The sequence below is a fragment of the Tangfeifania diversioriginum genome, from assembly GCF_900141875.1.
GTDB classification, from domain to species: domain Bacteria; phylum Bacteroidota; class Bacteroidia; order Bacteroidales; family Prolixibacteraceae; genus Tangfeifania; species Tangfeifania diversioriginum.
Window position 1 is genome coordinate 45,368 of record NZ_FQZE01000006.1, and the last position, 23,827, is coordinate 69,194.

General features: G+C 43.0%; 13 protein-coding genes. All 13 read right to left on the reverse strand.

The window, feature by feature from the left end; all coding sequences use genetic code 11:
- Nucleotide 1: 1 nt before the first annotated feature.
- Complete coding sequence (locus BUC07_RS05390) at nucleotides 2–2,314, reverse strand: GH92 family glycosyl hydrolase (RefSeq protein ID WP_073166738.1); 2,313 nt, start codon at nucleotides 2,312–2,314, stop codon at nucleotides 2–4.
- Nucleotides 2,311–3,330 (reverse strand): aldose epimerase family protein, encoded by a 1,020-nt coding sequence (locus tag BUC07_RS05395; RefSeq protein ID WP_073166744.1) that lies wholly within the window; start codon nucleotides 3,328–3,330, stop codon nucleotides 2,311–2,313. The genes BUC07_RS05390 and BUC07_RS05395 overlap by 4 nt, the downstream gene beginning before the upstream one ends.
- The gene (locus tag BUC07_RS05400; RefSeq protein WP_083578107.1) at nucleotides 3,331–6,096 is read right to left on the reverse strand and encodes an alpha-mannosidase; all 2,766 of its coding nucleotides are present in this window, start codon (nucleotides 6,094–6,096) and stop codon (nucleotides 3,331–3,333) included.
- Between the two features lie 35 nt (nucleotides 6,097–6,131).
- Complete coding sequence (locus BUC07_RS05405) at nucleotides 6,132–7,370, reverse strand: uroporphyrinogen decarboxylase family protein (RefSeq protein ID WP_073166750.1); 1,239 nt, start codon at nucleotides 7,368–7,370, stop codon at nucleotides 6,132–6,134.
- A 6-nt stretch (nucleotides 7,371–7,376) separates the two neighbouring features.
- The gene (locus BUC07_RS05410) at nucleotides 7,377–8,609 is read right to left on the reverse strand and encodes a mannitol dehydrogenase family protein (protein ID WP_073166754.1); all 1,233 of its coding nucleotides are present in this window, start codon (nucleotides 8,607–8,609) and stop codon (nucleotides 7,377–7,379) included.
- Entirely contained in the window at nucleotides 8,599–9,792 is a 1,194-nt protein-coding gene (locus BUC07_RS05415) for a carbohydrate kinase family protein (protein ID WP_083578108.1), read from the reverse strand. The genes BUC07_RS05410 and BUC07_RS05415 overlap by 11 nt, the downstream gene beginning before the upstream one ends.
- A gap of 11 nt (nucleotides 9,793–9,803) precedes the next feature.
- Entirely contained in the window at nucleotides 9,804–10,478 is a 675-nt protein-coding gene (locus tag BUC07_RS05420) for a D-lyxose/D-mannose family sugar isomerase (RefSeq protein ID WP_073166757.1), read from the reverse strand.
- A gap of 19 nt (nucleotides 10,479–10,497) precedes the next feature.
- Nucleotides 10,498–12,831: a GH92 family glycosyl hydrolase gene (locus tag BUC07_RS05425; RefSeq protein ID WP_073167074.1), complete on the reverse strand. Its 2,334-nt coding sequence runs from the start codon at nucleotides 12,829–12,831 to the stop codon at nucleotides 10,498–10,500.
- 65 nt (nucleotides 12,832–12,896) lie between these two features.
- Nucleotides 12,897–15,170 (reverse strand): GH92 family glycosyl hydrolase, encoded by a 2,274-nt coding sequence (locus BUC07_RS05430; protein WP_073166761.1) that lies wholly within the window; start codon nucleotides 15,168–15,170, stop codon nucleotides 12,897–12,899.
- 11 nt (nucleotides 15,171–15,181) lie between these two features.
- Nucleotides 15,182–17,215 carry a glycosyl hydrolase 2 galactose-binding domain-containing protein gene (locus tag BUC07_RS05435; RefSeq protein ID WP_083578109.1) on the reverse strand — a complete coding sequence of 678 codons (2,034 nt, stop codon included), beginning with the start codon at nucleotides 17,213–17,215 and terminating at the stop codon, nucleotides 15,182–15,184.
- Between the two features lie 73 nt (nucleotides 17,216–17,288).
- Nucleotides 17,289–19,661, reverse strand: coding sequence for a GH92 family glycosyl hydrolase (locus BUC07_RS05440; RefSeq protein ID WP_073166768.1), 2,373 nt, complete (start codon nucleotides 19,659–19,661; stop codon nucleotides 17,289–17,291).
- Between the two features lie 4 nt (nucleotides 19,662–19,665).
- Nucleotides 19,666–22,578 carry a glycoside hydrolase family 38 N-terminal domain-containing protein gene (locus tag BUC07_RS05445; protein WP_083578110.1) on the reverse strand — a complete coding sequence of 971 codons (2,913 nt, stop codon included), beginning with the start codon at nucleotides 22,576–22,578 and terminating at the stop codon, nucleotides 19,666–19,668.
- An 85-nt stretch (nucleotides 22,579–22,663) separates the two neighbouring features.
- Nucleotides 22,664–23,824, reverse strand: coding sequence for a hypothetical protein (locus BUC07_RS05450; RefSeq protein WP_073166776.1), 1,161 nt, complete (start codon nucleotides 23,822–23,824; stop codon nucleotides 22,664–22,666).
- Between the last annotated feature and the right edge of the window lie 3 nt (nucleotides 23,825–23,827).

Here is a 23,827-nt window from a genome sequence, read left to right on the forward strand (position 1 = left end):
ATTAATTGTATTCGTTTGAAAAAGAGTAAGGAAATGCCGTTTTCTCGGTTCCACGGTTTTTGTTAGGTTGTTTATCCATTTCAAAATTGATTTTTGCACCGTTCATCAATTCTGAAAAGTTAAAATAGTTTTTGTCGAATTTTTTTCCATTCATTTGGATTTCCCTGACATAACGATTTTCAGCGTTGTTTTCAGGGGCATTGATTTCGATGGTTTTTCCGTTTTCGAGGGATACCGTTATTTTTTTGAACAGTGGCGCGCCAATCACATATTCATCGGTGGCCGGAGCAACAGGATAAAATCCCATCGCTGTAAATACGTACCAGGCCGATGTCTGACCGTTGTCTTCATCGCCGCAATAGCCGTCGGGATGAGGCGAATACAACCGGTTCATCACCTCGCGCAACCAGTACTGTGCTTTCCAGGGCTTGCCTGCATAATTGTACAGGTAAATCATGTGCTGAATGGGCTGGTTGCCATGAGCATAATTTCCCATATTCATAATCTGCATTTCGCGGATTTCGTGGATAACCCTGCCGTAATAGGAGTCGTCGAAAACGGGTGGTACTACAAAAACCGAATCCAGCATGTTTACAAACTCCTGGTTGCCGCCCATTAAATCGATTAATCCCTGAACGTCGTGAAAAACCGACCAGGTGTAATGCCAGGCATTTCCCTCGGTAAACGCATCGCCCCATTTAAACGGACTGAATGGTGTTTGAAATGTTCCGTCTTCATTTTTTCCCCGCATGAGTTTGCTTTCTGCATCGTATAAATTTTTGTAGTTCATCGCCCGTTGGGCAAAAATTTCAATTTCCGATTCGGGTTTGCCCAGCGCTTTTCCCAACTGATAAATGCAAAAATCAGCAAAAGCATATTCCAGCGTGCGGGCGGCATTTTCGTTGACGCCAACATTATAGGGTACATATCCCAGCCGGTTGTAATAATCCACGCCGTAACGTCCGACCGAGTGCATGGGGCCTTCGTTTTCCGAATTTTTCAATACGGCTTTCCACAGCGTTTCAACGTCATAACCGCGACAACCCTTCAGCCAGGCATCGGCAATCAATGTAGCTGAATTGGACCCAATCATTATGTTCCGGTGCCCCGGACTGGCCCATTCGGGGAGCCATCCACTTTCTTTGTACGTATTGACCAGCCCTTCCTGGATTTTTTCGTTGAGCGACGGGTACATCAGATTGAAAAAGGGAAATACGGCCCGGAAAGTATCCCAGAATCCGTTATCGGTAAACATGTAACCGGGTAAAATTTCTCCGTTGTACGGACTGTAATGGATAATTTTTCCCTCTTCATCGTATTCGAAAAACTGGCGGGGAAACAGCAACACGCGGTAAAGGCACGAGTAGAATGTTTTAATCTGGTCGTCGGTTCCACCTTCCACTTTAATGCGTGCAAGCTCTTTGTTCCAGATTTCACGTCCTTCATTTTTTATTTCATCGAATGAGTTATCGCCCAACTCTTTCATATTTCGTTCTGCCTGTTCGTAGCTGATAAAAGATGATGCCACCCTGGCATGAACCTGCTCTCCTTTTTTGGTTTGAAACCTGACGGCAGCTCCCACATGGTCGTCCTCCAGTTCCGAAATATTTTCCATAATCTGGTCGTTGCTCCAAACTTGTGCAGAGGTAAAAGGTTTATCGAAAACAATCACAAAATAATTTTTGAAATTCTCAGGAACTCCGCCACTGTTGCGGGTTGTATAGCCGAGTATTTTGTTTTCAGACGGAATGATTTTTATGGATGAACCGCGGTTAAAAGCATCAATCAGAACAAAAGAACTGTCATTTTCAGGGAATGTGAAACGGAAAATGGCAGCCCGCTCTGTTGGAGTAATTTCTGTAACCACGTCATAATCGGCCAGATAAACTTTGTAGTAATGGGGATTTACGGTTTCAGCCTTGTGCGAAAACCAGCTGGCCCGCTCTTCTCCGGTTATTTTCAGTTTTCCGGTTAAAGGGAAAAGTGAAAACTGGCCGTAGTCGTTCACCCACGGACTGGGCTGGTGCGTTTGTTTAAATCCCCGGATTTTGGTCTCGTCGTAACTGTAAATCCAGCCACTGCCCATCCGGGCTGTTTGTGGTGTCCAGAAATTCATTCCCCATGGCCGCGCAATGGCCGGATAAGTGTTTCCGTGAGACAACTCGTAATCGGAGTCGGTTCCCATTAACGGATTCACATACGAAACAAAGTCACCGATCTCTTCCTGAACCTCATTGTTGTTTTCCGGTGTTGTGCAGGAAGACAGCAAAACAACCAGATGCAGTAAAATGATATGTAAAATGCTGGTATTCATCGATTAAAATTTATTTGAATGATAATGTTACTTGATTTTTTGTCTTTCTCGCTGAGAATAATCGCAGATTCGGTTAATTCTATTTTTTCAACGCCTCTGTAATTGAAGGGAATTTTAGTTAAAAAAGCAGTGAAAGATTTTCGGATTACCTCACCGGCATCGATAAATTCAAAAATGTTCCGGTCGAAAATTTTCGCTTTTTTGGCAACAACAGGAAAAGGTTCATGCAGTCCGGTTGTTCCGAATTCCATTCCAAAAGCAACAGGAATGCCTCCCTCCATGTGTCGCCAAAAGTTTATCCACGGATAGTCCTCGGTTTTCCAAATGTAACCGAGTAGAAGATTTTGTCCCGGATTTGCAGCGGTTACCCAACCGTATTTTTCGTTTCTGGGAAATACAAATGTGGAAACCCTGGGCCATTCATCCTGAAATTTTCTGAGGTTTATTTTTTTATCATTGTGCCTTACTTCCGTCCATTTTAAAACAGGTTCTTCCTGGTTCAGACTGCCGTCTTCCTTGTCTTCAAAACCCTTTTCAGTGTTGTTGTCGAACAAGGTGTTTGTGTCGAGAAAAGGGGGAGCCAGTGTAACATGCTGCACTATATTAAACATGCGGCCGTATTGGTTCAGGTTCTTTATTTCTTCCGAAACAAAAAATACCGGCTCCCCTTCAGGTAACTCAACTGTTCGCGTAAGCTTCAGACCACCCATTGGCAGTCGGCAACTCATCACACATTTTGTAATATTATTTGTTTTTTGTGGCTTTTGCACTACCTGCCACTTTTGGGAATTCACTTCGCCATGATGCCGGAACCCGTTTGCTTTTTCTGCCCCGGTGGGCGGTCCCCAACGGTCGAAACACAAAAAGTGCCCTTTAAACGGCGGCTGTTCTAGGTCGGTGGTTTCCCAGTTTATCGGGTTAACAGGCAAATTCTTCAGGCGGAATTCAGAGTAAGAACCTCCTTCAGGATTTATCTGCAAAATGATGCTGTTATTTTCCAGAATGATTTTTTGCATCTACCTCAGTTTAATTCCGAGTGTAACAATTTCGTGCGGTTTTATATGCATAGTAACTGAATTTCCGCTAGCCGTTGCGCCTGAATTTTCAGCTGCCGGCATTTCAATCAGGTTCAGTTTTCGAACCGATTGTACATTTTTAGGCAGGTTTAGTTGGAATGTTTTTTCTTTTCCTTCCACTTCCACCAAACGGATAACCATTTCTTCGGAATCTTCTGCTTTTTTCATTCCGGTTATATGCACTCCTTTGGCATCGAGTGAAACAAAAGAACCGGTTTCAGGGCGGGTTGCGTGGGCTTTTCCCAATGCAAGCGAGTGAGGTTCACCGGCCAAAACCGGCATATTAAAGTCATCTCCTTCCTGCCAAACACCGTTGGTCCAGTCGCCTCTATGTGGATAAAGGGCGTAACTGATTTTAAATTTCCCGAGGTTAGGATAAATGTCGGGAGCACCGGCAGCCCGCATCAATGTTAACCGTAAATCGCCTTTATGGTAAGAGTGCCCGTATTTTGTTTTGTTTAGTAACGTAATTCCTTTGCTGTTGTCAGAAATATCGACCCACTTTTGGGCAGGAACTTCCTGTCCGTCGGCAGTTTCAGGGGTTACCCCGTAAACCCTGCTTTGCGACGTCAGCCATGAAGGCGCTTTTTCTCCGTTAATAATTCCGTCCACCGGCCGTTCAACCACATCGAACGGAACATGAGAGTGGAATTTCGGATTTTCCATATTCAGCGGGAAAAGGGCCCGTAGCATCGGCGAATCGGTAGAATCGGTGCCGGTTTCGAGCCAGTGAACCTCCATGTCGTATTCAATCCGCGGATAGGATTTATAGAGGTAAGTTCGTTCAATAAACCGGGAATTTCCCCAGGTTTTTACCGTTTCCACGCATGCCCGCACCGGTCCTTTTTCGATGATTTTAACACTTTCAACATTGGAAACATCTTCTTCCTTTACAATTTTATTCAGTGTCCACGATTTCATGCCGCCTTTTTTATCTTCCATGTAAATTCTGAGTTTGTTGAGTTCACCGCCCTCTTTTACATATTCCGAGTTGGTGCGCTTATCCACCAGGCTGATGATGGCGCCTTTTTTCATGTCGAATTTTACGATAAAGAAATCGGTTTCGAACGTGTTATTGCTGAATGAAACCGGCTCTGCTTTTTCTCCTTTTTGGGTCATATCAACATAATAGGTTTTGTATCCTCCGGCCGGCAGATTGTCATCAACGAACTGTACTTTGGAAGTATATCCCGGAGGTGTGGGTTTTGAAAAGGTAATCTGGGCGGGGAACGTTTTTCCCGATCCATCGCGGACCAAAACAGAAGCCAGAATTTCGGCACTTCCTTCCTGACTTGTTTTGTAGTCAGGGTCAAGGAAATTGACATTGGGATTGTTTTCGGCGCCTTCATTTTCCTTGTCAACAGTTCTGAAGTTTTGTCCGTAATAATTTGCGCCCCAGGAAGCCACTTTTACGGTGGCCGGTTCTTCATGCGAATAAACCGTTGCCTCCACAATGGCTTTCCGTTCGTTTGGAACCATGTTGAAGGCAACTACCGGCTGACCCAAACCTTCTTGAAATTTAACCTCGTCGGCAATTTTCAAAAAAGCGGCGTCTTTCAGTTCCTGTGCTTTTCGTTCAGTCTCTGTGTAACGGGCAACGGCCTGCCGGTTGGCTTCGTAGATGGCCGATCCGGGAAGGATGTCGTGAAACTGGTTGAAGGTGACGGTTTCCCAAAGTTGATTCAGTTCGTTTTGCGGATATTTATGGCCATTGAGCCAGTTTAATGTGTTGAAAAATTCACTGCCAAAAAGCAGATTTTCACAGTTGCGGTTTCCCGATTTAATTTCTGAAACTGTGGTATAACATCCTTCGAAAATGAACTGCATTTCGCCTTTGTGGGTGGGACGTCCGTCCATTTCATTCGATAACCGGTTATAAAATGTTCCGGCTGTTGAAAATTTTACAGCTGGGTAATCAGGCAGTTTATTCAGTTCATGCACCAGCTCAATTTCTGCACGGCTCGGACCTCCGCCATGGTCGCCTACACCGGTTATGTGCAGAATACGGTTTTTGTCCGGCGCTATTTTTTGCAGTTCACTGTTTAGCTCGGGTGTAATTTTTCCGTTGTACGTATTGTTGGCATAGCACAGCACTTTCGATCCGTCGGGGCCTTCCCACCAGAAACTTCCCATGTAGGGTTTGCACCGGTGAAAATAGTAATAATCCATGCCGGCGAGTTTTAACATTTGAGGCAGTTGCGAAACATGACCGAAATTGTCGGGCAGCCAGCCCACTTTAGCCATTTTGCCAAAATGGTGGTTAAAATACCGCTGACCCAGCAGAAAAGACCGGGCAAGCGCCTCGCCCGACGAAAGGTTGGTGTCGCCTTCCGTCCACATTCCACCGGCCAGTTCAAGACGTCCGTCTTTTACATATTCCTGTACACGTTTAAAGAGTGCAGGGTCAACCATTTCAACAAATTTGTAAACGGCAGCCTGACTTTGAATCATCGTATAATCCGGATATTCATCCATAAATGAAACGACCTGCCTGAGGTTGTCATTACACATTTTCATGGTTTCAAAATAGGTCCACAACCAGTTCATGTCCATGTGGGCATGGCCAATCACATGAATGGTGTCTTTTTTCGTATCACTTGTTTCAATACCCGTTTCAGATACTTGAGTCTGCTGCGCCATGGCATTGAAATCGCCTGCTGTAAAAATGCAAGTAACGGCCAATAAGAAAATGCTAATTTTTTTCATAACTGTTATTTTTTGGTTTGACTTTTTCTGAGTGTTTAATAAAATTCGTGAACGGCTTCAAACATGGCCACAATGTTTTGCGGCGGCACGTCGGGCATTATATTGTGCACGGTGTTGAACACATACCCGCCTCCTTTCGAAAAAATGTCGAGGTTGTGTTTTACGTGGTCTTTCACTTCGCGGGGTGTGGCATTGTTGAGTACGTTCCGGGTATCGGCCCCGCCTCCCCAGAAAGTGATGTCTTTGCCGAATTTCTTTTTCAACCTGAGCGGCTCCATGTTCAATGCATTGATTTGCACTGGATTTAGAATTTCGAATCCGGCATCAATCAGCTCGGGAATCAGCTCGTAAATGCCTCCGCAACTGTGCAGCATGGTGTGCATGGAAGAGTGTTTTTTTACATATTCACACATCATTTTGTGGCGTGGTTTAAAAAATTCCCGGTAGGTTTCAACCGGAATCAGCGGACCGTTGTTTGTACCCAGGTCATCTCCGAATTTGACGATATCCACGATGTCGCCAACGGTTTCGCAAACGCGGATCAACAAATCCATGTGTTTTTGCATGAGTGCATCCAGCAGGCGGTGCACTTCATCCGGATTCAGGTAAAGGTCTGTCAGGAAGTTGTCCATTCGCCGCAGAAAACATCCCCATTCAAAAAGGTTGCAGCCTACTCCCAGCAGAATTGCTTTGTCGGTTTTCGCTTTTAAATCCAGCGTTTTTTCCCGGAGCATTTCCCAAAATCCGGGTTGGTTGGCCCAGTCCCAGGGGGTGAATCCAAATCCGCCCCAAACTGTTCGTTGCATGGCTAAATCAAAATTGTCGTAGCTGGCCGGAAATCCATCGAGGTACGGGAAAATGGTCTGATCGAAAAAAGTGGCTCCCAGCGGCATTTTCCCAATGGCTTCGCCGAGGTTGTTGAACGCCAGCCACGAACCGTCTTTCTGGTGTTCGACCTTGAACCATTTGGGATACCATGCGGGAAATCCTTTGATTAATTCGAGTTTATACCAATACCCGGGGGCCTGGTTAAAATTCCTGCCCACATCGAGTACATCAACTCCAAAATGGTCCAGAATCTCCATTTCGGGTTGCACCACTTCCTGTACCACATCGTACACCCAGGTTTGAAGATGCTCTTTGCCAAGGTATTTCAGCAGGTTTTGCCAGGCAACCACTGAAATTCCGGAACTTGGTGTTGCCCCCAAATCAATGGGTATCCGGTCGGGTTCCTTATGGGCGATGGCTGTCAGCAGTCGTTCTCTTGGTTTCATTTCTGTTTATGAAATATTAATATTTCGAATAAGATTCTTTTTTTCAGCCAGGTTGCTGTAGAGAATTTCCAGTTCGTTCAACAGGTCTCTGTTTCTCTCAGGATGAAATTCGCAAAGTGTTGTCAAGGTTTTTTTCACACCCTTATCTTTCAAAGTTTGCAGGAAACGTTGATTCTGAGTATTTAATGAGCCTTGTTCATCGGTTCTTCCGAAGAAAAAACCGTGTGCCATGGCATTTAGAATGCGGTCGTATTTTAATTGCTTTTTTTGTGCCAGTTGAATGATGCCTGCAAAACGGTCGTCGATTCCAAGTTTTCGGGGTAAGTCTTGTCCAACCCTGAACACCGTGTCTTTTAATGCCTGGTTTTGAAAACGAATGAGTAAATCGTCGGTGTGTTCCTCCAGGTCGTTGAAAGTAAAATCATCAGGATAATAGCTGACAAGTATTTCTGCTGCCTGGAGCATCGTTTTTCGGGTTAAGTCCAGTATTTTTTTTTCGGCCAGAACTTCGAAAATATACTTTTCCTCCGGATGGTAAAAATTGCCAACATAAGCAGCCGTTGCATGCCCAAGATTGTGAATAAATGCTTTGCGGTCAACCCAGGCCTGCATGTTTTTTTTCGGACTGAACCCTCTTACTTTGGGTATTGCTCCTTTAAAAGCCAATTTATCGAGAATAAGGGTATTGTAAGGTTCTGCAAAAATCAACAACGGGTCGTTTTTCAGGTCTTCGTCTGTCATGCTGGGAACCATTTTCCCGATGCTGGTTTCTACTAGACCCACCAGTTTGTTTAACGGATAATTTTTGGGAAGAAGTTCTATGAGCCTCGAGCGGATAAATTCACCGGCCGCCCGCATATTTTCTGCAATGATGATGTCCAGCGGCCTATTAGGAGTTAATTCCTGTCTTTGTTTTAACCCTTCTGCAATAGCCGGGATAATTTTTTCCAATGCGTTTTTTCCCACTGAAACGGCCATAATGGAAGCTTTTACAACTTCTTTTATTACTGCGTTGCGATCCAGCCCCGAAACAGCCCTTACGTTTTCTACGAGGATGGTTTCTTCCGTTTTTGCTTTGATAACAACCTGGTACGATTCCCTTTGGTTGAGCTCATTTATCAAATCCTGGTCAATATCGCAAAAAACCACGTTGTAGCCCGATTGTCCGAACAACTGGCCAATAAAAGAGCGGCCTATTTTACCTGCTCCAAAGATTAATATCGTTTTATTATCCTTCATCAATCTGTTTTAAATAGGCTTTGTAATAAGGAAAAATCCGTTTTTGTTTTTCTCCCGGTTCCTTTTGGTGGAAAGTTCCTCCCATATAAAAACATGAAAAACCACCCGAAACAATTCCCCATGATGCGGCCTCCTTCAGGTTAATTTTTGTTGAACCGTTTTGCAGTTGCAGTCCAAGGCTGGCAATGGCTCCTCCGGCAAAGTTGTCGCCGCAACCGGTTGTGTCGCCTGAATGACTCTTGTTTAATTCTTCCGAAATGGCTTCAGAAACAGGCATTTCAGTCAGTTCCGTTTCTCTGAAAATGGAGTTTTTGGCGGCAAAAAGTGTTATGTTTTTCGCCCCGTTGGTAACCATTACAGCGCCTGTGCCGAGATTGCGAAAAAAAATTAACGCATCATTCAATGCTGTTTCTTCGCTCAACCGAAGGGCTTCTTCGTGGTTTGTAATTAGCAGGTCGATATTGCTGTAACTGTCGTCACTTTTTCCCATCGGCCATTTTCTATCCGGATTGGCTTTTTGATTTCTAAAATCGTAAACTGTGTTCACCACGGTAATACAACCTTCATCTTTTGATTGGGCAAGCAAGTCGGTCAGGTTGTCTTGGATGGCTGGAACCAGTGCTGTTCCACCAAAAACAACAACATCCGAAGAGAAGAAGCGGGCATCGAGGTATTTTGGCAAATAATTCCCGGCTGCCTCTATAGAGTTTATGAAGACGCGTTCACCGCTTCCCTCTTGAAAATGAGGGTCAGATAATACAACCGTAGAGGGAGTGGCTCCGTTTACCCGTTTGTAATTGTCGATATTTACCGGCGTTTTTGCAAGCGACGATTGTAGGTATTTACCTGTTTCGTCTTCACCCCGTCCGCCGTAAAACCGTACTCGACAACCGGTTTCTTCCAGCATTTGTGCCGCTTGGATGAGGGCTACAATTCCTGGTCCGCCAATGTTTACCTTGTCTGCCGGTTTGCCTTTTGTAATCTCCCGTATTGTCGATTCGAAATCCTGACCGGAAAACTTTTCAAACTCCTCTGCAAATACAAGTTGTCCCGGTGTTAATCCCCCGTCTCCGCTTCTTTTTGAAACATATTTCGAAAAAATTTCAGAAGTGAATGAAATATTGTTGTAGAGGTAATCTACCAGGCAACATCCTACTCCCGAAATTTCAATTTGTTTTGCCATAAAATCGTTTATTAAATAAAATTTTTATAATCTGAAACCAATAGGTGTAGCGGTTCTTCGTCTTCTTCAATTTTTGGAAACCGCCCTACTGGATCGAGAAAGCGGTTGTCAGAAGTATCGTCGTTCACTGCACTCACTTCGCCAACAAAAACTTTTCCCTTGCCTGGTTCGCCATAAAACCGGTGGTAAATTCCCTGTTCGAGGCAAATGCTTTCGCCCGGTTTCAGTATCATCCTTGAATTGGGTTTTAAGTGATGTTTAACGCCATCAATCTGAATGTCGAACTCTGTATCAGAAAGCCCCTCTTTCTCATCGGATGCAAACAGTTCCAAAACCAGGTTTCCTCCGCCCCGGTTGATGATATCCTCCATTTTACTCCAATGAAAGTGCATCGGCGTTTCTTGGTTCTCTTCAACAATCATTGCCTTTTCAGCATACGGTTTTTTATCTTTTTTGAAATTGCCGTTGCGAAGGGTGAACAGGATAAGACCGCGTTGGTGAAAATCGCCGCTCCCAAAATCGGTTAAGTCCCATCCCAGCATGTTATCCACAATTTCAGAACAACTATTATATTTTCCTTTCCATTCGCCGGGGGTCCAGTAGCCCCAGGGCGGAAGTTTAAAATTCATTTGGTGGAAAAAATTGATAGACTCTTGGATAAGATGGTTTATTTCACTTCGTTTCATAATAACATATTTTATATTTTTATTTGTTAGATGTATTCAAATCTGACATTGAAGGAGGTGCGTCATCAGACCCGCTACCCCATTCTTTGTTGGGTTTATCTCCCATTATAAAAACCAGTTCTCCGCCATTAACCAATTCATCATGAAAAAACCAGGGCTTTGATAATTTTTCCCCATTCAATGTAGCGGATTGAATGTATTTGTTTTGGGGAGAAGCATGCTTTGCTTTAACCACAAATGTTTTCCCAGGATAATACTGAGGGTCTAAATGAATTGTAACTTTCTCAAATAGAGGACTTCCTGTTTCGTAAAATGGTTTTACAGACGCACCTCCGTTTGTTTGGAACAGGCCCATGGCACTCATTACAAACCAGGCTCCCATTTGGCCTTCATCCTCATCGCCCAGCCAGCCATGAAGCGTAGTAGAACCATAATAGCTTTCCATGATAGCCCTGGCCCATTTTTGGGTCAGCCATGGTTTGCCCGTATAATTAAACAGATAAGCCGCCTGCATATTAGGTTGATTGCCATGGTTGATATAATGAGCTCCAAAACGATCCCCTGTGGCATTAAAATCGGCTTTTTCTGAATTTTCAAATCCTTGATTCAATCTGTTATTAAAATTTTCTTTGCCGATGAGTTTCACAAGACCTTTTACATCATGCGGAACAAAAAAAGTGTATTGCCATGAATTGCCTTCCACAAATTCGTTGCGTGGTGAACTCAGTGGATCAAATTCCTCCCTCCACCTTCCATTTTCATGCTTGGGGCGCATGAATTTTGTTTCAGAATCGAACATATTCTGATAATAATGGGCTCTTTTTGAAAATATTTCGTATTCCTCTGATTTGTTTAAAGCTTTGGCAAACTGGGAAACACACCAATCGTCGTATGCATATTCCAAAGTGTTCGAAACATATACAGATTCGGTGGGGACATACCCCAGTTTCATATACGGTTCCAATTGCATATTTCCAACGGCCCCTCCGCATTCATAATCATGTCCAGGCACAGTTTGCTGATGAAGTATTGCTTCCCAGGCTTTTTCCACATCAAAATCGCGGATGCCTTTCTGATAAGCACTTACAATAAGAGGAATAGCATGTGATGCTACCATAATACTCGAGTACTCGATTCCGGCCGGTCCTTTGGCGAGCCATCCACCATCATCATACATCTGTAAAAGCGATTTTACCCATTTTGATGCGATTTCAGGGTTTACCAGGGTCCATAATTGATTCAGGTTCCAGAAGGTATTCCAGAAAGCATCACAGCCGTACATGGGAGAATCAGGATCCTCCAGGGTTTTTACCTCTTCACATGGATCACGGTATTTTCCGTTTACATCACTCCAGATTGCCCTTGCTACATAAGAGCGGTACAGGTTGGTATAAAACTTTTTTTTATCGGTTTCACTTCCTCCCTCAACTTCAATTTTACTTAACAAATTATTCCAGATTGTTCTTGCATTTTCGCTTACTGCATCAAAATTCCAACCAAAAGGTTTAATTAATTCTTTTTGAAGGTTTAACCTTGCCTGCTCAATGCTTACCAAGGAAATAGCTGTTTGCATTAAAATTTGTTCGTTCTGTTCTGTTTTAAAATCAACATAAGCTCCTACATCTCCTTTCCCACCAATTTCAGAAATGTTTTGCTGAATGTTTTCTTCTTCCCAGCCACCAAAAGCCTTAAAAGGTTTGTTAAAACGAATGACAAAATGAACGGTGTAATCGTTGAATCCGCCACTGGCTTGCTGCGAATATCCTTCAATTTCCGTGTTGTTTAACTTCGTAATTTTCGCATCGATGAGTTCTGTTTCGTATTCCTGTGGAAAAAGTAAGTTAAAAAGCATATGCCCCTCGTTTGTTTCGGGAAAAGTGAACCGGAAAAAACCGCAACGGGTGGTGCTGGTTAGTTCGGTTTTTATGTCAAAATCCACTAAATCTGCCGCATAATAACCAGGGCTGGCTTTCTCTGTAGATTTGTTTATTCTTGAACGGTGCCCTGAAGTACTTCCTGTGCTGATTGGCACATCGGCATGTGGATAAATGTGTGGGTTCAGCATTCCCTCGGTTGGCATGACTGAAAGACCTGCCATCGTCCATGCATGAATGTGACTAAATCCAAAGATGCTTCCAATGGTGTATTCATATCCTGCCTTCCAGTTTTGGGCCTGGTTATCCGGGCATAATTGCACCATGCCAAACGGCAAGGTGGAACCAGGATTGAGCATCCATCGAGATTCAGAAGTTCCCATTAACGGGTCGGCATAATCAACAGGTTGTTTTTGTTGTGCTAAACAGTCAGCACCTAGTGAAAAAACTAGGAATAGTATTAATAGTAAATGTTTCATTTTTTTGAGTTTTATCATAAACTAATTTGAAAAGTACCAATTTGTGGTTCCTTATACCCTTTATTTCACTTAATCGCGTTTTCCCAGTACCAATCTGTATCGGTGCCCCAGTTTTTATTAGCGCGTTCACCCATTTCCAGTTTGAAAACGCCGCCATTCATTATTTCGTTATGAGTTAACCACGGGCGATTAATTTCTTGTCCATTAAGCTTGGCCGACTGGATATATTTATTCCGGTTTGAATTGTTGTCAGCTTTAATGGTAAAGATTTTCCCATTGGGAAGATCGATTTCCACCTTTTCGAAAAACGGGCTGCCAATAGCATAGATTCCCGTACCCGGAGTTACAGGATAAAATCCCATAGCAGAAAGAACATACCAGGAACACATGGAACCACCGTCCTCATCGCCTGATAAACCCAGGGGCGAATCATCGAACCATAAGTCCATCACCTGGCGAATACGATATTGCGTTTTCCAGGGTTGTCCGGCATAATTGTATAAGTAAGGCACATGAAAAGCCGGTTCGTTTCCTGCAGGGAACATCCCATGCAGTCCGGTAGCATCGGGGAACTGACCCATAAACTGCCACTTGGCAATTTCGGTAGGTTGGTTAAATAACCTATCCAGTCTGTTGACAAAGGTTTCTTCTCCCCCCATTAGAACGATGAGGCCATCAATATCGTGCAGTACGTTAAAAGTCCAAATCCATGAGTTATTCTCAGCAAAATACATTCGACTGCCAATGCCTCCCGAAAGCTGTGGGTCGAAATCCGGAACCCATTCACCGTTTGCCTTTTTAGGGCTCATAAAACCTGTTTCCGGATTATATACGTTCCGGTAGTTTTGCGAACGTTCCATAAAATATTCATAATCGGAATGTTTGTTAAGTGCTTTGGCCAGTTGAGCCAGGCACCAGTCATCGTAACTGTGTTCCAGCGTTAGAGCAACCGCCTGTCTTTTTTCAAATGAATGCACCTCAGACACTGTTTCTTCCTCGCCTTCCTCCAACGCAGGATACCAGCCATTTTCGAGGTAAAACGAGTCGAGGCTACACATGGGGCCGGTCCGCCATGGCAGCATGGTGCCTTCCATGGCATTCTTTTTCAGCCCTTCGTATGCTTTTTCTACATCGAAATTTTGAATGCCTTTTTGGTAGGTATCCCAAACCAGTGCAGCAGAGTGAAAACCAATCATGGCCGGAAAATCGCCATAGAACTGGGGAAATCCGGGCATCCAACCATCCTGTTCATACATCCTGATATAGGATTGAACCATGTCGGCTTCTTTCTCTGGATGTAAAATCAGTCCCAGCGGATGCAGGCTTCTGAACGTATCCCACAACCAGTCATCCACATAAAAGGGTCGGGAATCCGATTTATGTACTTTCCGATCGTAACCGCTGTAATATTTTCCCTCTTCCGAAATGTTTACCATTCTTTCGTGCGAACGGTAAAGACTGGTGTAAAAAATTCTTTTTTGCCGTTCAGTTCCTCCTTCTACACGGATTTTTCCCAGTGCATTTTTCCAGATTTGATAACCTTCCTGTTTAATATCTTCGAACGATTTTGATTTCGTTTCATTTGTTAGGTTTTGCCGGGCTTGTTCAGAGCTTATATACGAAATGCCAATTCTTAACTCGACGGGTGTTTCCAGTTTTGCAAAACTATAAAAGGCGATAAGTTCTTTGCCTGAAATTTCCGATATTTCTGCCTGAAATTCATCAGATTGAATAAATCCTGATTCCATTGCCGGCAGATTAGATTCGATGAAAAAATACTGACGGGTATTTTGAAATTCTTCCCAACCGCTTATGGTGTTGTCATTGATTTTGATATGGCTGTTTCCGCGTGTTCTGAGAATAATATGATTGGAATTTTTTTCCGAGAAATCGAAACGGTATAAAACAGCCCGTTCCGTTGTGGTCCATTCGGTTATAATATCCGGTTCTTCCAGCAACACTTTGTGGTACCAGGGGTGAACCTCTTCCAGATCGTGGTCATAAAATGCTGCCGTTGTGTTTCTATCGGTATGAACTTCTCCGTGATAAGGCATCAGTTCCGAAACATGTCCCATACGGTAAGCTGGCATGTTGAGTGCAAAGCCATAAATTTTGTCCGATAAAAAGCGATCGTTTAAACCCGGCTCTGTAACCGGAAAAACCCGAACCATACTGTTTGGCCTGTGAACAGTTGGTGTTTTAGTAGTTAGTAACGGGGCAACACCGCCAATGTTAGGATCAACATACTTGGTTGGATCGTTTTGCGAACACGAGGTTGCAAACAAAATACCGGTAATCAGAATAAATAAATTGCCTTTAATAAATTGCCTTTTAGTCATTTTAATTTTTATTATTGAGAATAAATTATTTTGTCGTTGTTTTTCCAGATTTTGCTCAATCGTTCGGCAACGGGTTTGGGATTGCCTTCAAAATCGATGATGGCAGTGTTAATCATGCAGGGAAAGCAGTCGTGCCCCATCCAAATAAGGAAACCACCACACTCCGGAAATTTTTCTTTGGATGATTTCACCGCAATCTCAAGCCCTTCAGCCTGCCTGCTTTGGCTCCATCGAACATAATTTTCGAGTGACCTTTCATTTTCAGACGTTGCCACCAGATATTCATTCCATTCGTTCCACCAGTTGACCGTTCGCCAAAGGGGGTTATCTAGGCTGGCAGGAAGCGGGCGAAAATCACCGCTGTATTTTCCAATAAGCGAAGCCTGCATGGCACCCGGTACGCCCACTTCGGAAAAGAAAAAGGAATCATTTTTTTTCCAAAATTCGGTGACTTCATCCATCGTTTTCTTTTCGCCGAATGGAAGTTTCCAGGGACCGTGCGTATCCCAATGCACGCCTTTCCCAAAGTTTGCCGGACTGGCATAAATGGATGGTCCCGATGGAGAGCCTGGCAAGAAACGGCGATCGGGGTCGTTGTTATTTACGGTTTTTTCAATGGCTGCAATCAGCGGATGGCTGTTATCGACAGGTCTCACGTCGTCTTTTTCATATAACTCATTTCCGCCGCACCATAAAAGAAGTGACACATGGTTTTTCAGTCTTGTTACATAGTGTTTGGCAATTTCTGTAAATTCAGCAATTGTTTCAGGATCTGAAGGAGGGTAATTATCCAGCCCGGAGGAGGAGAGTGGAAAATCCTGCCAAATTAATATTCCCAGCTCGTCGCATAGTTCGTATAGCCACGATTTTTCGGCAAAACCACCACCCCAGATGCGAATTGTATTAATGCCGAGGATTTTATATGTATTGAGGATTTTTTTGTAATCCATCTTTTTCAAATCCGCAAAGTTGGGCAGCAGGGGAGTCCAGTTTACTCCCTGGATAAACAGTGGCTGATTGTTGACACTACAAATCCAAGAATCAGCGTTTTCGGGAGCGCCTTTGTTTGACAGCCATTCTAAGTGTTTGAAACCTACCTTTTGTTTTTTTGTTAAAATGCTTTGCCCATTTGCTTCATAAAAGGTAATTTTTAACAAGTATAAATTCTGATTTCCCCAACCGTTGGGGTACCACCGTTTTATCTTCAGGTTTTTCCACGTTTTTCCAAAGGAAATTTCCTGCATTGAAAGGGAATCCTTAAAAATTAATTCTCCTTCGGAATCGTTAAGTGAAATTCTAGCAAAACTGGTATCGGAACTTTTGCTATCTTCAACTAAAACGGATAACTCACCTTCGTCTTTTTCCTTCTCAGCTTTTGTTTCAACCTGCACCTTGCTGAGTATATTTTGCGATTTCGTTTGCAAAAGGATTTCATCCCAAATGCCAATCTGAACGATACGGGGCACCCAGTCCCAGCCATAGTAAAATCTTGGTTTCCAATCTGTTGTTTGTGATGTGTAGCCAATCTGCCCCAAGTAATTGGGCGGGCATTTAAAAACAAAAGCGAGGGTGTTGTTTTTTTCTTTCAAAAACGGGCTGATGTCAAAGGACCAAGGAATAAATGCATTGTTAAACCGACCTGCTTCCTGACCATTAATGAAAAGGATTCCCTGGTGATCTAATCCCTTACAATGTAAAATGCAGTTGTCTTTTTCCGTGACCCAATCATCAGGAATACTGGTGGCAATTATCCAGTGCCGGTTTTCAATCCATTCCAGCTTGGTGAAATTCAAACCAATGTTCCAGTCGGGAACAATGCCCTGAGCTTTTAAGGCATTTTGAACAGAGCCTGGAACGGTGAAAGGAATAGCTGAATATTCAGCCCAGGTTCCCGAAAGTTGGTTAAAATCAAAGTTCATTCTCCATGTATTGGGCAGATACCCCCATAACTTCCACTTTAGTTGTCCGGCATTTATGCCGTAAATTTGATTGTTTACGCTGATTGTAAGAAGAAGAAATAATATGAGAAACTTATTGCGATACATAAAGTTCTAAACCATTTAGCTGGTGATTGTTCTTGCTCTTATTTTAATTGTATTTGCGCATAAAATTATTCGATCAGTTTTGTTTTAGGCCCCACTTTTTATTTGGTTCTGCTCCCAGTTCAAGCTCTAATTTTCCACCCTCCAGAAAAACAGAAACAGGAAACTGAAAGTCGTTCCATTCCTCTCCATTCAGCCAGGCTTTTTGAATGTAAATGTCGTCCTGATTCTTTCGGGAGGTAATAATTTCAAAAGAATTAAATTGTTTCCTATCTGTAGTGGAAGGAAAGCTTAAAGTTATTTTATCAAACAGCGGACTTGTAATCTCGAGTGTAGGGTCTTTTCCAACACACCCCTGCACATCGAACAGTCCGATGGCCATTAAAACGCCCAGTGCACCCAGTTGCCCCTGATCCTCATCGCCGTTGTATCCGGAGTAAGGATCAGTTCCTCCGTAGGAAATTTTTTTTACCTGGTTCACCCAATACTGCGTTTTCCAGGGAGCGCCTGCATGGCTGAACAAATGTGCCATCGAACACGACGGCTGATTCTCGTAATCTACCCATCCGGTGCCGTGTTCGCCGTGCGGGGTAATAAACCGGTATGGCTGCGCTTTGGTAAAACTGGAGTCCAGTTTTTCAATGAATTTATCCCTGTCGCCCATTTCTTCAATCAGGCCGCTGATGTTTTGCGGGACATAAAAGGAATAGGTTGCAGAATTTCCTTCGATAAAGCCGGGTGCACTGAACCTGCTGTTTAGCGAAACCGGAGCGAATCCGTCCATCCATTTTCCTGATTCGTGGCGCGGGCGGGCCCAGCCTGTTTCGGTATCCAGCACATTCCTCCAGTTTTCCGAACGATCCAGAAACATTTCAGCCTCTACATTTTTACCGAGCAACATTGCCATGGTTGCAATGCACCAATCTTGGTAGGCATATTCAAGTGTCATGGCAGTCCCTCCCCGGTGATACCCGGCACCTCGGTCTGCAATTTCCACCGGAACATAGCCGAGGTCAATATACCAGTCAATTCCACCCCCGGAAGGATTTGCTCCGGATTCATAGCCAGCACGATCGCGTATTCCTCCTGGGAATGCATTTTTTTTTGATGCCGTGTATGCCATTTGCTGGTCGAATGTAGCACGGCCTGTTGACATCAGTGCAGCGAGCAGGGGCGTGGAATGGTCTCCAACCATCACGTACGAATAGTTTCCTCCCCACGAACATCTTGACATCATTCCTGCATTCTTGTAATATTCAAGGAAAGTTTCAGCCATCCAGTTTCCGTATTCCGGGTAAATGAGGGACCACAAAATATTCAGGTTCCATTGGGAACCCCATAACCCGTCGCCGTCGAAAAATTGTCTTTCTGGCCGGCCGTTTTTATCCACAGGCAACCGGCGTATAACAGGTTGGGGGCCGGTCCAGTCGGAATAGGAGCCATCCACATCATTTGAAATTCTTTTTGATGTAGTATGCATTAGGTCGGTATAAAGCTTCACTTGCTGTTCGTGTGTACCTCCTTTTACTCCAATTCTTCCAAGGTATTCGTTCCATTTTGTATCAGCTTCTTCAACCACCCGGTTAAAATCCCAATGAGCTAGTTCAGTTTCCATATTTAACCGGGCATTTGAAATGCTCACGTACGAAATGCCCACTTTCATGAGAATTTCTTCTCCATCTTGCAAATTATTGTAGGAGACATAAACGCCGCTTCCCTTGCCTTTTACAATGTTCTCTTCCGGTTCGACGAGTATATTGGTATCGCTGTTTTCGGGTTTTTGCCATCCAGCAAACTCATCGAACGGTTTGCTAAAGCGGGCAACAAAATGTACCATAAAAGGCTTTTTCCGCCTGAAAGTGGGGGCCATTACCGAATAGCCTTCTATTTCGTTTTCATTTGATTTTCTGGCCCAGGAATAAAGCATTTTAGTTGGCCCGACAGGTGCTCCAAGGTCAAACAAAACATGGGCTTCTTCAGATTGCGGAAAAACATACCGGTGCATTCCAACCCGGCAGGTTGCTGTTAACTCTGCTGTTACTCCATAATCTTCCAGAACTACTTTGTGGTAACCTGGTTTTACCGTTTCCTTTTCATGAGAGAACCGTGATTTACTTGCTTTTATCCCTAGGTTTCCCTTGCAGGGGCCGGTTACCGGCATTACAGGAATGCCGGCTGTTTGGGCATTGTGGATATGGGAAAAATTCAGGATGTACTTATCGTCGTAAAGGTAGCCCGAGTTCCAGAGATCGCCGTGCTTTGTGTCGGGCGACAAAGCAACCATACCAAAAGGTACGGTAGCTGATGCAAAATAGTCAAACCTCGATTGATGGGTATCAATCAAAGGATCTACCAGTCGTGTAAAATCTGGCTTTGTTTTAGTTTCAGAAGTATCAGAAGCACATCCTGAAAAAACAAGAATGATATAAAAGAGAATACCGGTACGCATAAATCTAAAGTTCGATTTCAATAAATTTTACTTCGTTGGGATTAAATGCAATATTTTTTACATCCAACTCCTGAATTATTTCACCGATAATGTTTACCTGCTTCAGGGTTTTTACCGGACGGTCTTCTATTTGCGATGAAAGACCTATTTGGGCAGGCTTGCCGTCTATCTCCCTGAAATGAAGCAAAACACTACCGTTTCCGTTAAAAGATGGCCTGCTGTTAATGAGCATTACATTTTCATCTCCGGTAATATTCATGGTTTTAAATACCGGTGAGGTTAATTCATTTTTCCCGGCAGGAAAAGTACGCGTTGGAAGCGGATTGCGCACTCCCCATGCAAATTTGGTAGCGGTAGTTACCGTGGTATCGGTTGTGGTACTGATGGTGTAAGTCCAGTTAACCGTTCCTTCCTGAAAGGCCCGGAAGTTGGTGAACCAGTAGTTGTTCATTACCCAGGAGTAAAGCCACGGTTTTCCGGGTTTGGGGTAACGTTCGAATTTACCCATGTTGAAATCGCTGAAATGCCAGAGCGGAACTTCATCGCTAACCATTATAATTTGTCCCGTAGAACCTTTCACAGAAACAAAATTCTGAGCCACGTTCCAGTCGGATGATGAGCCCGGAAGTTGTTCGCCCTGGGCAAGGCTGCCCCCAATGGTTTCGAAGGTGATGCGTGAATCAGGTAAACGAAAAGGGAATGCCACATACAATGCTTCGGGGTCAGTAATAATTTCTTTACTGGCCTGGTACGAAAACTCCACTTTTTTTGAATTGTTGAACAGTCGTATTTCCCATTCTATTCCCTGTGGTTCTCCGTCTTCTCCTTCTGTAAATCCTTTCAAATCGGCTGCAACTTTTATACTTTTCCATACGTCACCGGCTACCCCCGGCTCAACTTTAAGATTAAAAACCGTGGAGTGGGAGGGAGCCATTTTGTTTCGTGATTCAAGGGTTTCTCTTACCGGCTGTCCGATAAAATAAGGATTTTCATTGTCATACAGGTTTTCCTGCAATTCCTTATCGTAGAATTCTTTTATTCCACCGGTTTTTTTGTCGATGGCAATTTTGAAATACTGGTTTTCGAGCACCTCGGTATTTTCGTTTTTTGACAATTCGGTCACCTGTTTTTTCTCTTCGGAAACGTCAATTTTCAGGGCTTTAAAACCCAGTGCGGGTACGTTTCCGACTTCCAGGTTCCAGTAAGATCCTTCTCTTCTTCCATGGGAAAACTGTACCGGTATTTTTTCGTTAGTAGTTAAATCGATAATTGAAAATGCTTTGTCAGATGGAAGAATTTCGTAATCGATAAATAGTTGAATGGTTGCCGAACGGTTCCATCCCATGGAATTCACCACATAAATGACCGGGAAATCTGCTTTTTTAAAGAATTGTTGAAGCCTGCCCAATGCATCTTCATGTAATAGCGTTACCTGTTTCATAGCCTCCCATGAATAAGCTCCTTTTTGCAGCCATTGGCGCATGGAATTTATGGAGAACGGTTGAGAAATGCTTTCAGCCGCACCGTAAGTGTGCTCATCATAAAACAATGCATTCTCGCTGATATGCCAGATATCATCCTGAACTTTTTTGTTCACTTCACCTCCCAGCATTTGTACCATAGCAAAAATACCTTCATCTACTTGTTTAAGATTTTGGGTCTTTCTGACTTCCGCTGTTTCGCGGGCAGAAGAGCCAAATCCGTCTGACCACCAATCGAGCCAAGCATTTTGGTAAACTGGTAATTCATCTGCATGATTTTTTTCAATATATTCGAAAAAATCCTTTGTAATGGCCAGTTTAAGTTTTGGATATTCGTATTTTTTATTCCAGGCTTCAATAATTTCACAAGCGCCTGTAGATGGTGGAGCATTATCAGTTCGATAGCCAGAAAATTGAACTTGAATTTTATCAAAGGGAAAATCCTTATTTTCCATCTCTTTAAGATAATTGAGAAGTTTGATCTCATTAAAGTCCTCTTTAGAGGGCATTCCCCAAAAATTTCCAGTCATATAGTGGTCACTGCGATAAGCCAACAAGCGTTCGCCGGCCGGAGATTCCCACCAAAAACAGGTAGGTTTATCAAAAGGCCTAATCGAGCGGGTTTCATTAATGCCCATGTTTAGATATTTAACTCCTGTGTTTTTAAAGTAGTCGGGCATGGACCAAGCTATCCCATTTACATCGTTTTGCATGGCAGTATAAACAGGTATCTCATATTTGTTGAATAATTTTAGAGGGGTTAAGAAATCCACCATAATATTTTCATCCGCAATTTCTGCCATGTTAAAAAGCATTGCAGTCACTTCTATCCGACCTTCTTCTATCCGTTTTAGCAGACGTTTAATTTGGGCGGCTGGCCTGGTTCTAAGGTATTCCTGTGTTACCCATGCCGATTCGCAAGTCCATCTGAATTTAGCGGCATCAGGAAGTGCATCGGTTTGATCACAATAATCGAGGGCGTAATCAATGAATCGCATGTGTTCGGCAAGGATTTCCGACTGAGGACGGGTGTATCCGATGTCGGTATGTGAATGTTGAACGATATTTACTTCCCACTTTTTTGGAGGAACAATCGTAAATGGAATTTTTTCGGATGTAAAATTATCAACCTGGAGCGTAAGGGTTATGTCTTTGGCTTTTTTTATGGCAGGGAATGTGAGTTGAAATTGATTATTCCCTTTATTAAGGCTGTCTCTCAAAAGTATTTCGTTGTTGTGAGAAATTTGAATGATTCCTTCTTTTGATGCGTTATAATTTGCAATTACTTGTTGATATGATTTGCCATTTTCTTTTAAAAGAGCGGATACATTATAGAATTTCGCATTTTGTTCTGCTTCTTCCTGACCAACTGCAATAATGTTTGTGCCCAAGAATAGAAAAAATAAAATAGACAATCGGTAGGAGTAGTTTTTCATGGTAAGTATTATTAAAATTATTTAGAAAATAGAGAATAAAAAGCACTGCCCCGAAAAGGCAGTGCTTATATTTTATTTTTGATTATTATTCTATTACAGCAAGGTGTGCATACATGTTACCTATACGGTATTCAAAAGTTACCGATGAATTGGGTACCACGCTACTAACACTGATCATACCATAATAAATATCTTCAGGATTAGCGCCGGTTACAGCTTTGAAAATGTAAATGCCTTCACCATCAATTGGATCAGCAGTTGTAACTGACTCTCCGTCTTCAAATGCAGCAATAGCATCGTTTGAATTGTTAAGTTCATACATTGCTAAATCAGTAGGAACAAATTCAATTGTATTTCCGGCATCTAACCATGCTGAACCACCGGTAATGAGAAGTTCATCGCTCAGAGCCAGCATTGCTTTTGCATCATCATCTTCAATTTTATCATTTATAAGTAGATTTAAACCATCTCCAAGATTTAGGATAGCAGACTTCTTCAGGAAGAAATAAGGTTCACGTACAATGACATTTGCATATATTTCATCTGTATAACCAGATTGCGTTGCTACAAATCTATAATCCATTGTATCTTTTCCTGATTCAAAATCAAATCCTGAAATTGGCACCATAAATGGTTGATCTCCTGAAAATGGAGAGCCTGGGACTTCCTCCCATGAAGCATCAGCTCCGTTTTTACGATGCGCAACCAAGGTTCCAGTATAATCACTTGCTTTTGGTTCAACTGTTACGTGGAAATAGGCAGTTTCATCGCTACGTGCAACATCAATCTCAATGCCTTCTACCATTGGTCTGGTAGTTTCTGTTGCAGTTACCATATCTACTCGTTGTAATGCATAATCTGTTTCACCTGCCATAGAAACTGTAACATAATCTCCAGGTTCATTCAGATTTGCCTCACTTCTCGAATAATTAACACTTGCTTTTAAATCGCCTCCAACGTTTACTGTTTTTTGCGTACCCGCAAGTGGTAATAATTGTTCGTTGCCTCCAGCCTCATGATATTGTAATTGTAAGCATTCGACATTCAATACATCGCCTGATTTTGCATTTGGCAAATAGGCAGTAACCGAAAATTCATCATCAAGAGTACTTATTCCAGTTGTAGTTGCAGATGATACTTCAGTTAAAATTGCATCTCCATTTTCATCTCTTGGTATATCCAGTTCCTCTTCTTGGCAACTGGCGATAAAAATGAGTGCTGATAAGAAGAATATTATTTTTTTCATCTT

Excerpts from the sequence above, each read along its gene's own strand:
- BUC07_RS05445 (WP_083578110.1), bottom strand. The coding sequence starts at position 22,578 with ATGAAAAACTACTCCTACCGATTGTCTATTTTATTTTTTCTATTCTTG.
- BUC07_RS05435 (WP_083578109.1), bottom strand. The coding sequence starts at position 17,215 with ATGTATCGCAATAAGTTTCTCATATTATTTCTTCTTCTTACAATCAGC.
- BUC07_RS05390 (WP_073166738.1), bottom strand. The coding sequence starts at position 2,314 with ATGAATACCAGCATTTTACATATCATTTTACTGCATCTGGTTGTTTTG.
- BUC07_RS05410 (WP_073166754.1), bottom strand. The coding sequence starts at position 8,609 with ATGAAGGATAATAAAACGATATTAATCTTTGGAGCAGGTAAAATAGGC.
- BUC07_RS05400 (WP_083578107.1), bottom strand. The coding sequence starts at position 6,096 with ATGAAAAAAATTAGCATTTTCTTATTGGCCGTTACTTGCATTTTTACA.
- BUC07_RS05415 (WP_083578108.1), bottom strand. The coding sequence starts at position 9,792 with ATGGCAAAACAAATTGAAATTTCGGGAGTAGGATGTTGCCTGGTAGAT.
- BUC07_RS05425 (WP_073167074.1), bottom strand. The coding sequence starts at position 12,831 with ATGAAACATTTACTATTAATACTATTCCTAGTTTTTTCACTAGGTGCT.
- BUC07_RS05405 (WP_073166750.1), bottom strand. The coding sequence starts at position 7,370 with ATGAAACCAAGAGAACGACTGCTGACAGCCATCGCCCATAAGGAACCC.
- BUC07_RS05430 (WP_073166761.1), bottom strand. The coding sequence starts at position 15,170 with ATGACTAAAAGGCAATTTATTAAAGGCAATTTATTTATTCTGATTACC.
- BUC07_RS05420 (WP_073166757.1), bottom strand. The coding sequence starts at position 10,478 with ATGAAACGAAGTGAAATAAACCATCTTATCCAAGAGTCTATCAATTTT.
- BUC07_RS05450 (WP_073166776.1), bottom strand. The coding sequence starts at position 23,824 with ATGAAAAAAATAATATTCTTCTTATCAGCACTCATTTTTATCGCCAGT.
- BUC07_RS05440 (WP_073166768.1), bottom strand. The coding sequence starts at position 19,661 with ATGCGTACCGGTATTCTCTTTTATATCATTCTTGTTTTTTCAGGATGT.
- BUC07_RS05395 (WP_073166744.1), bottom strand. The coding sequence starts at position 3,330 with ATGCAAAAAATCATTCTGGAAAATAACAGCATCATTTTGCAGATAAAT.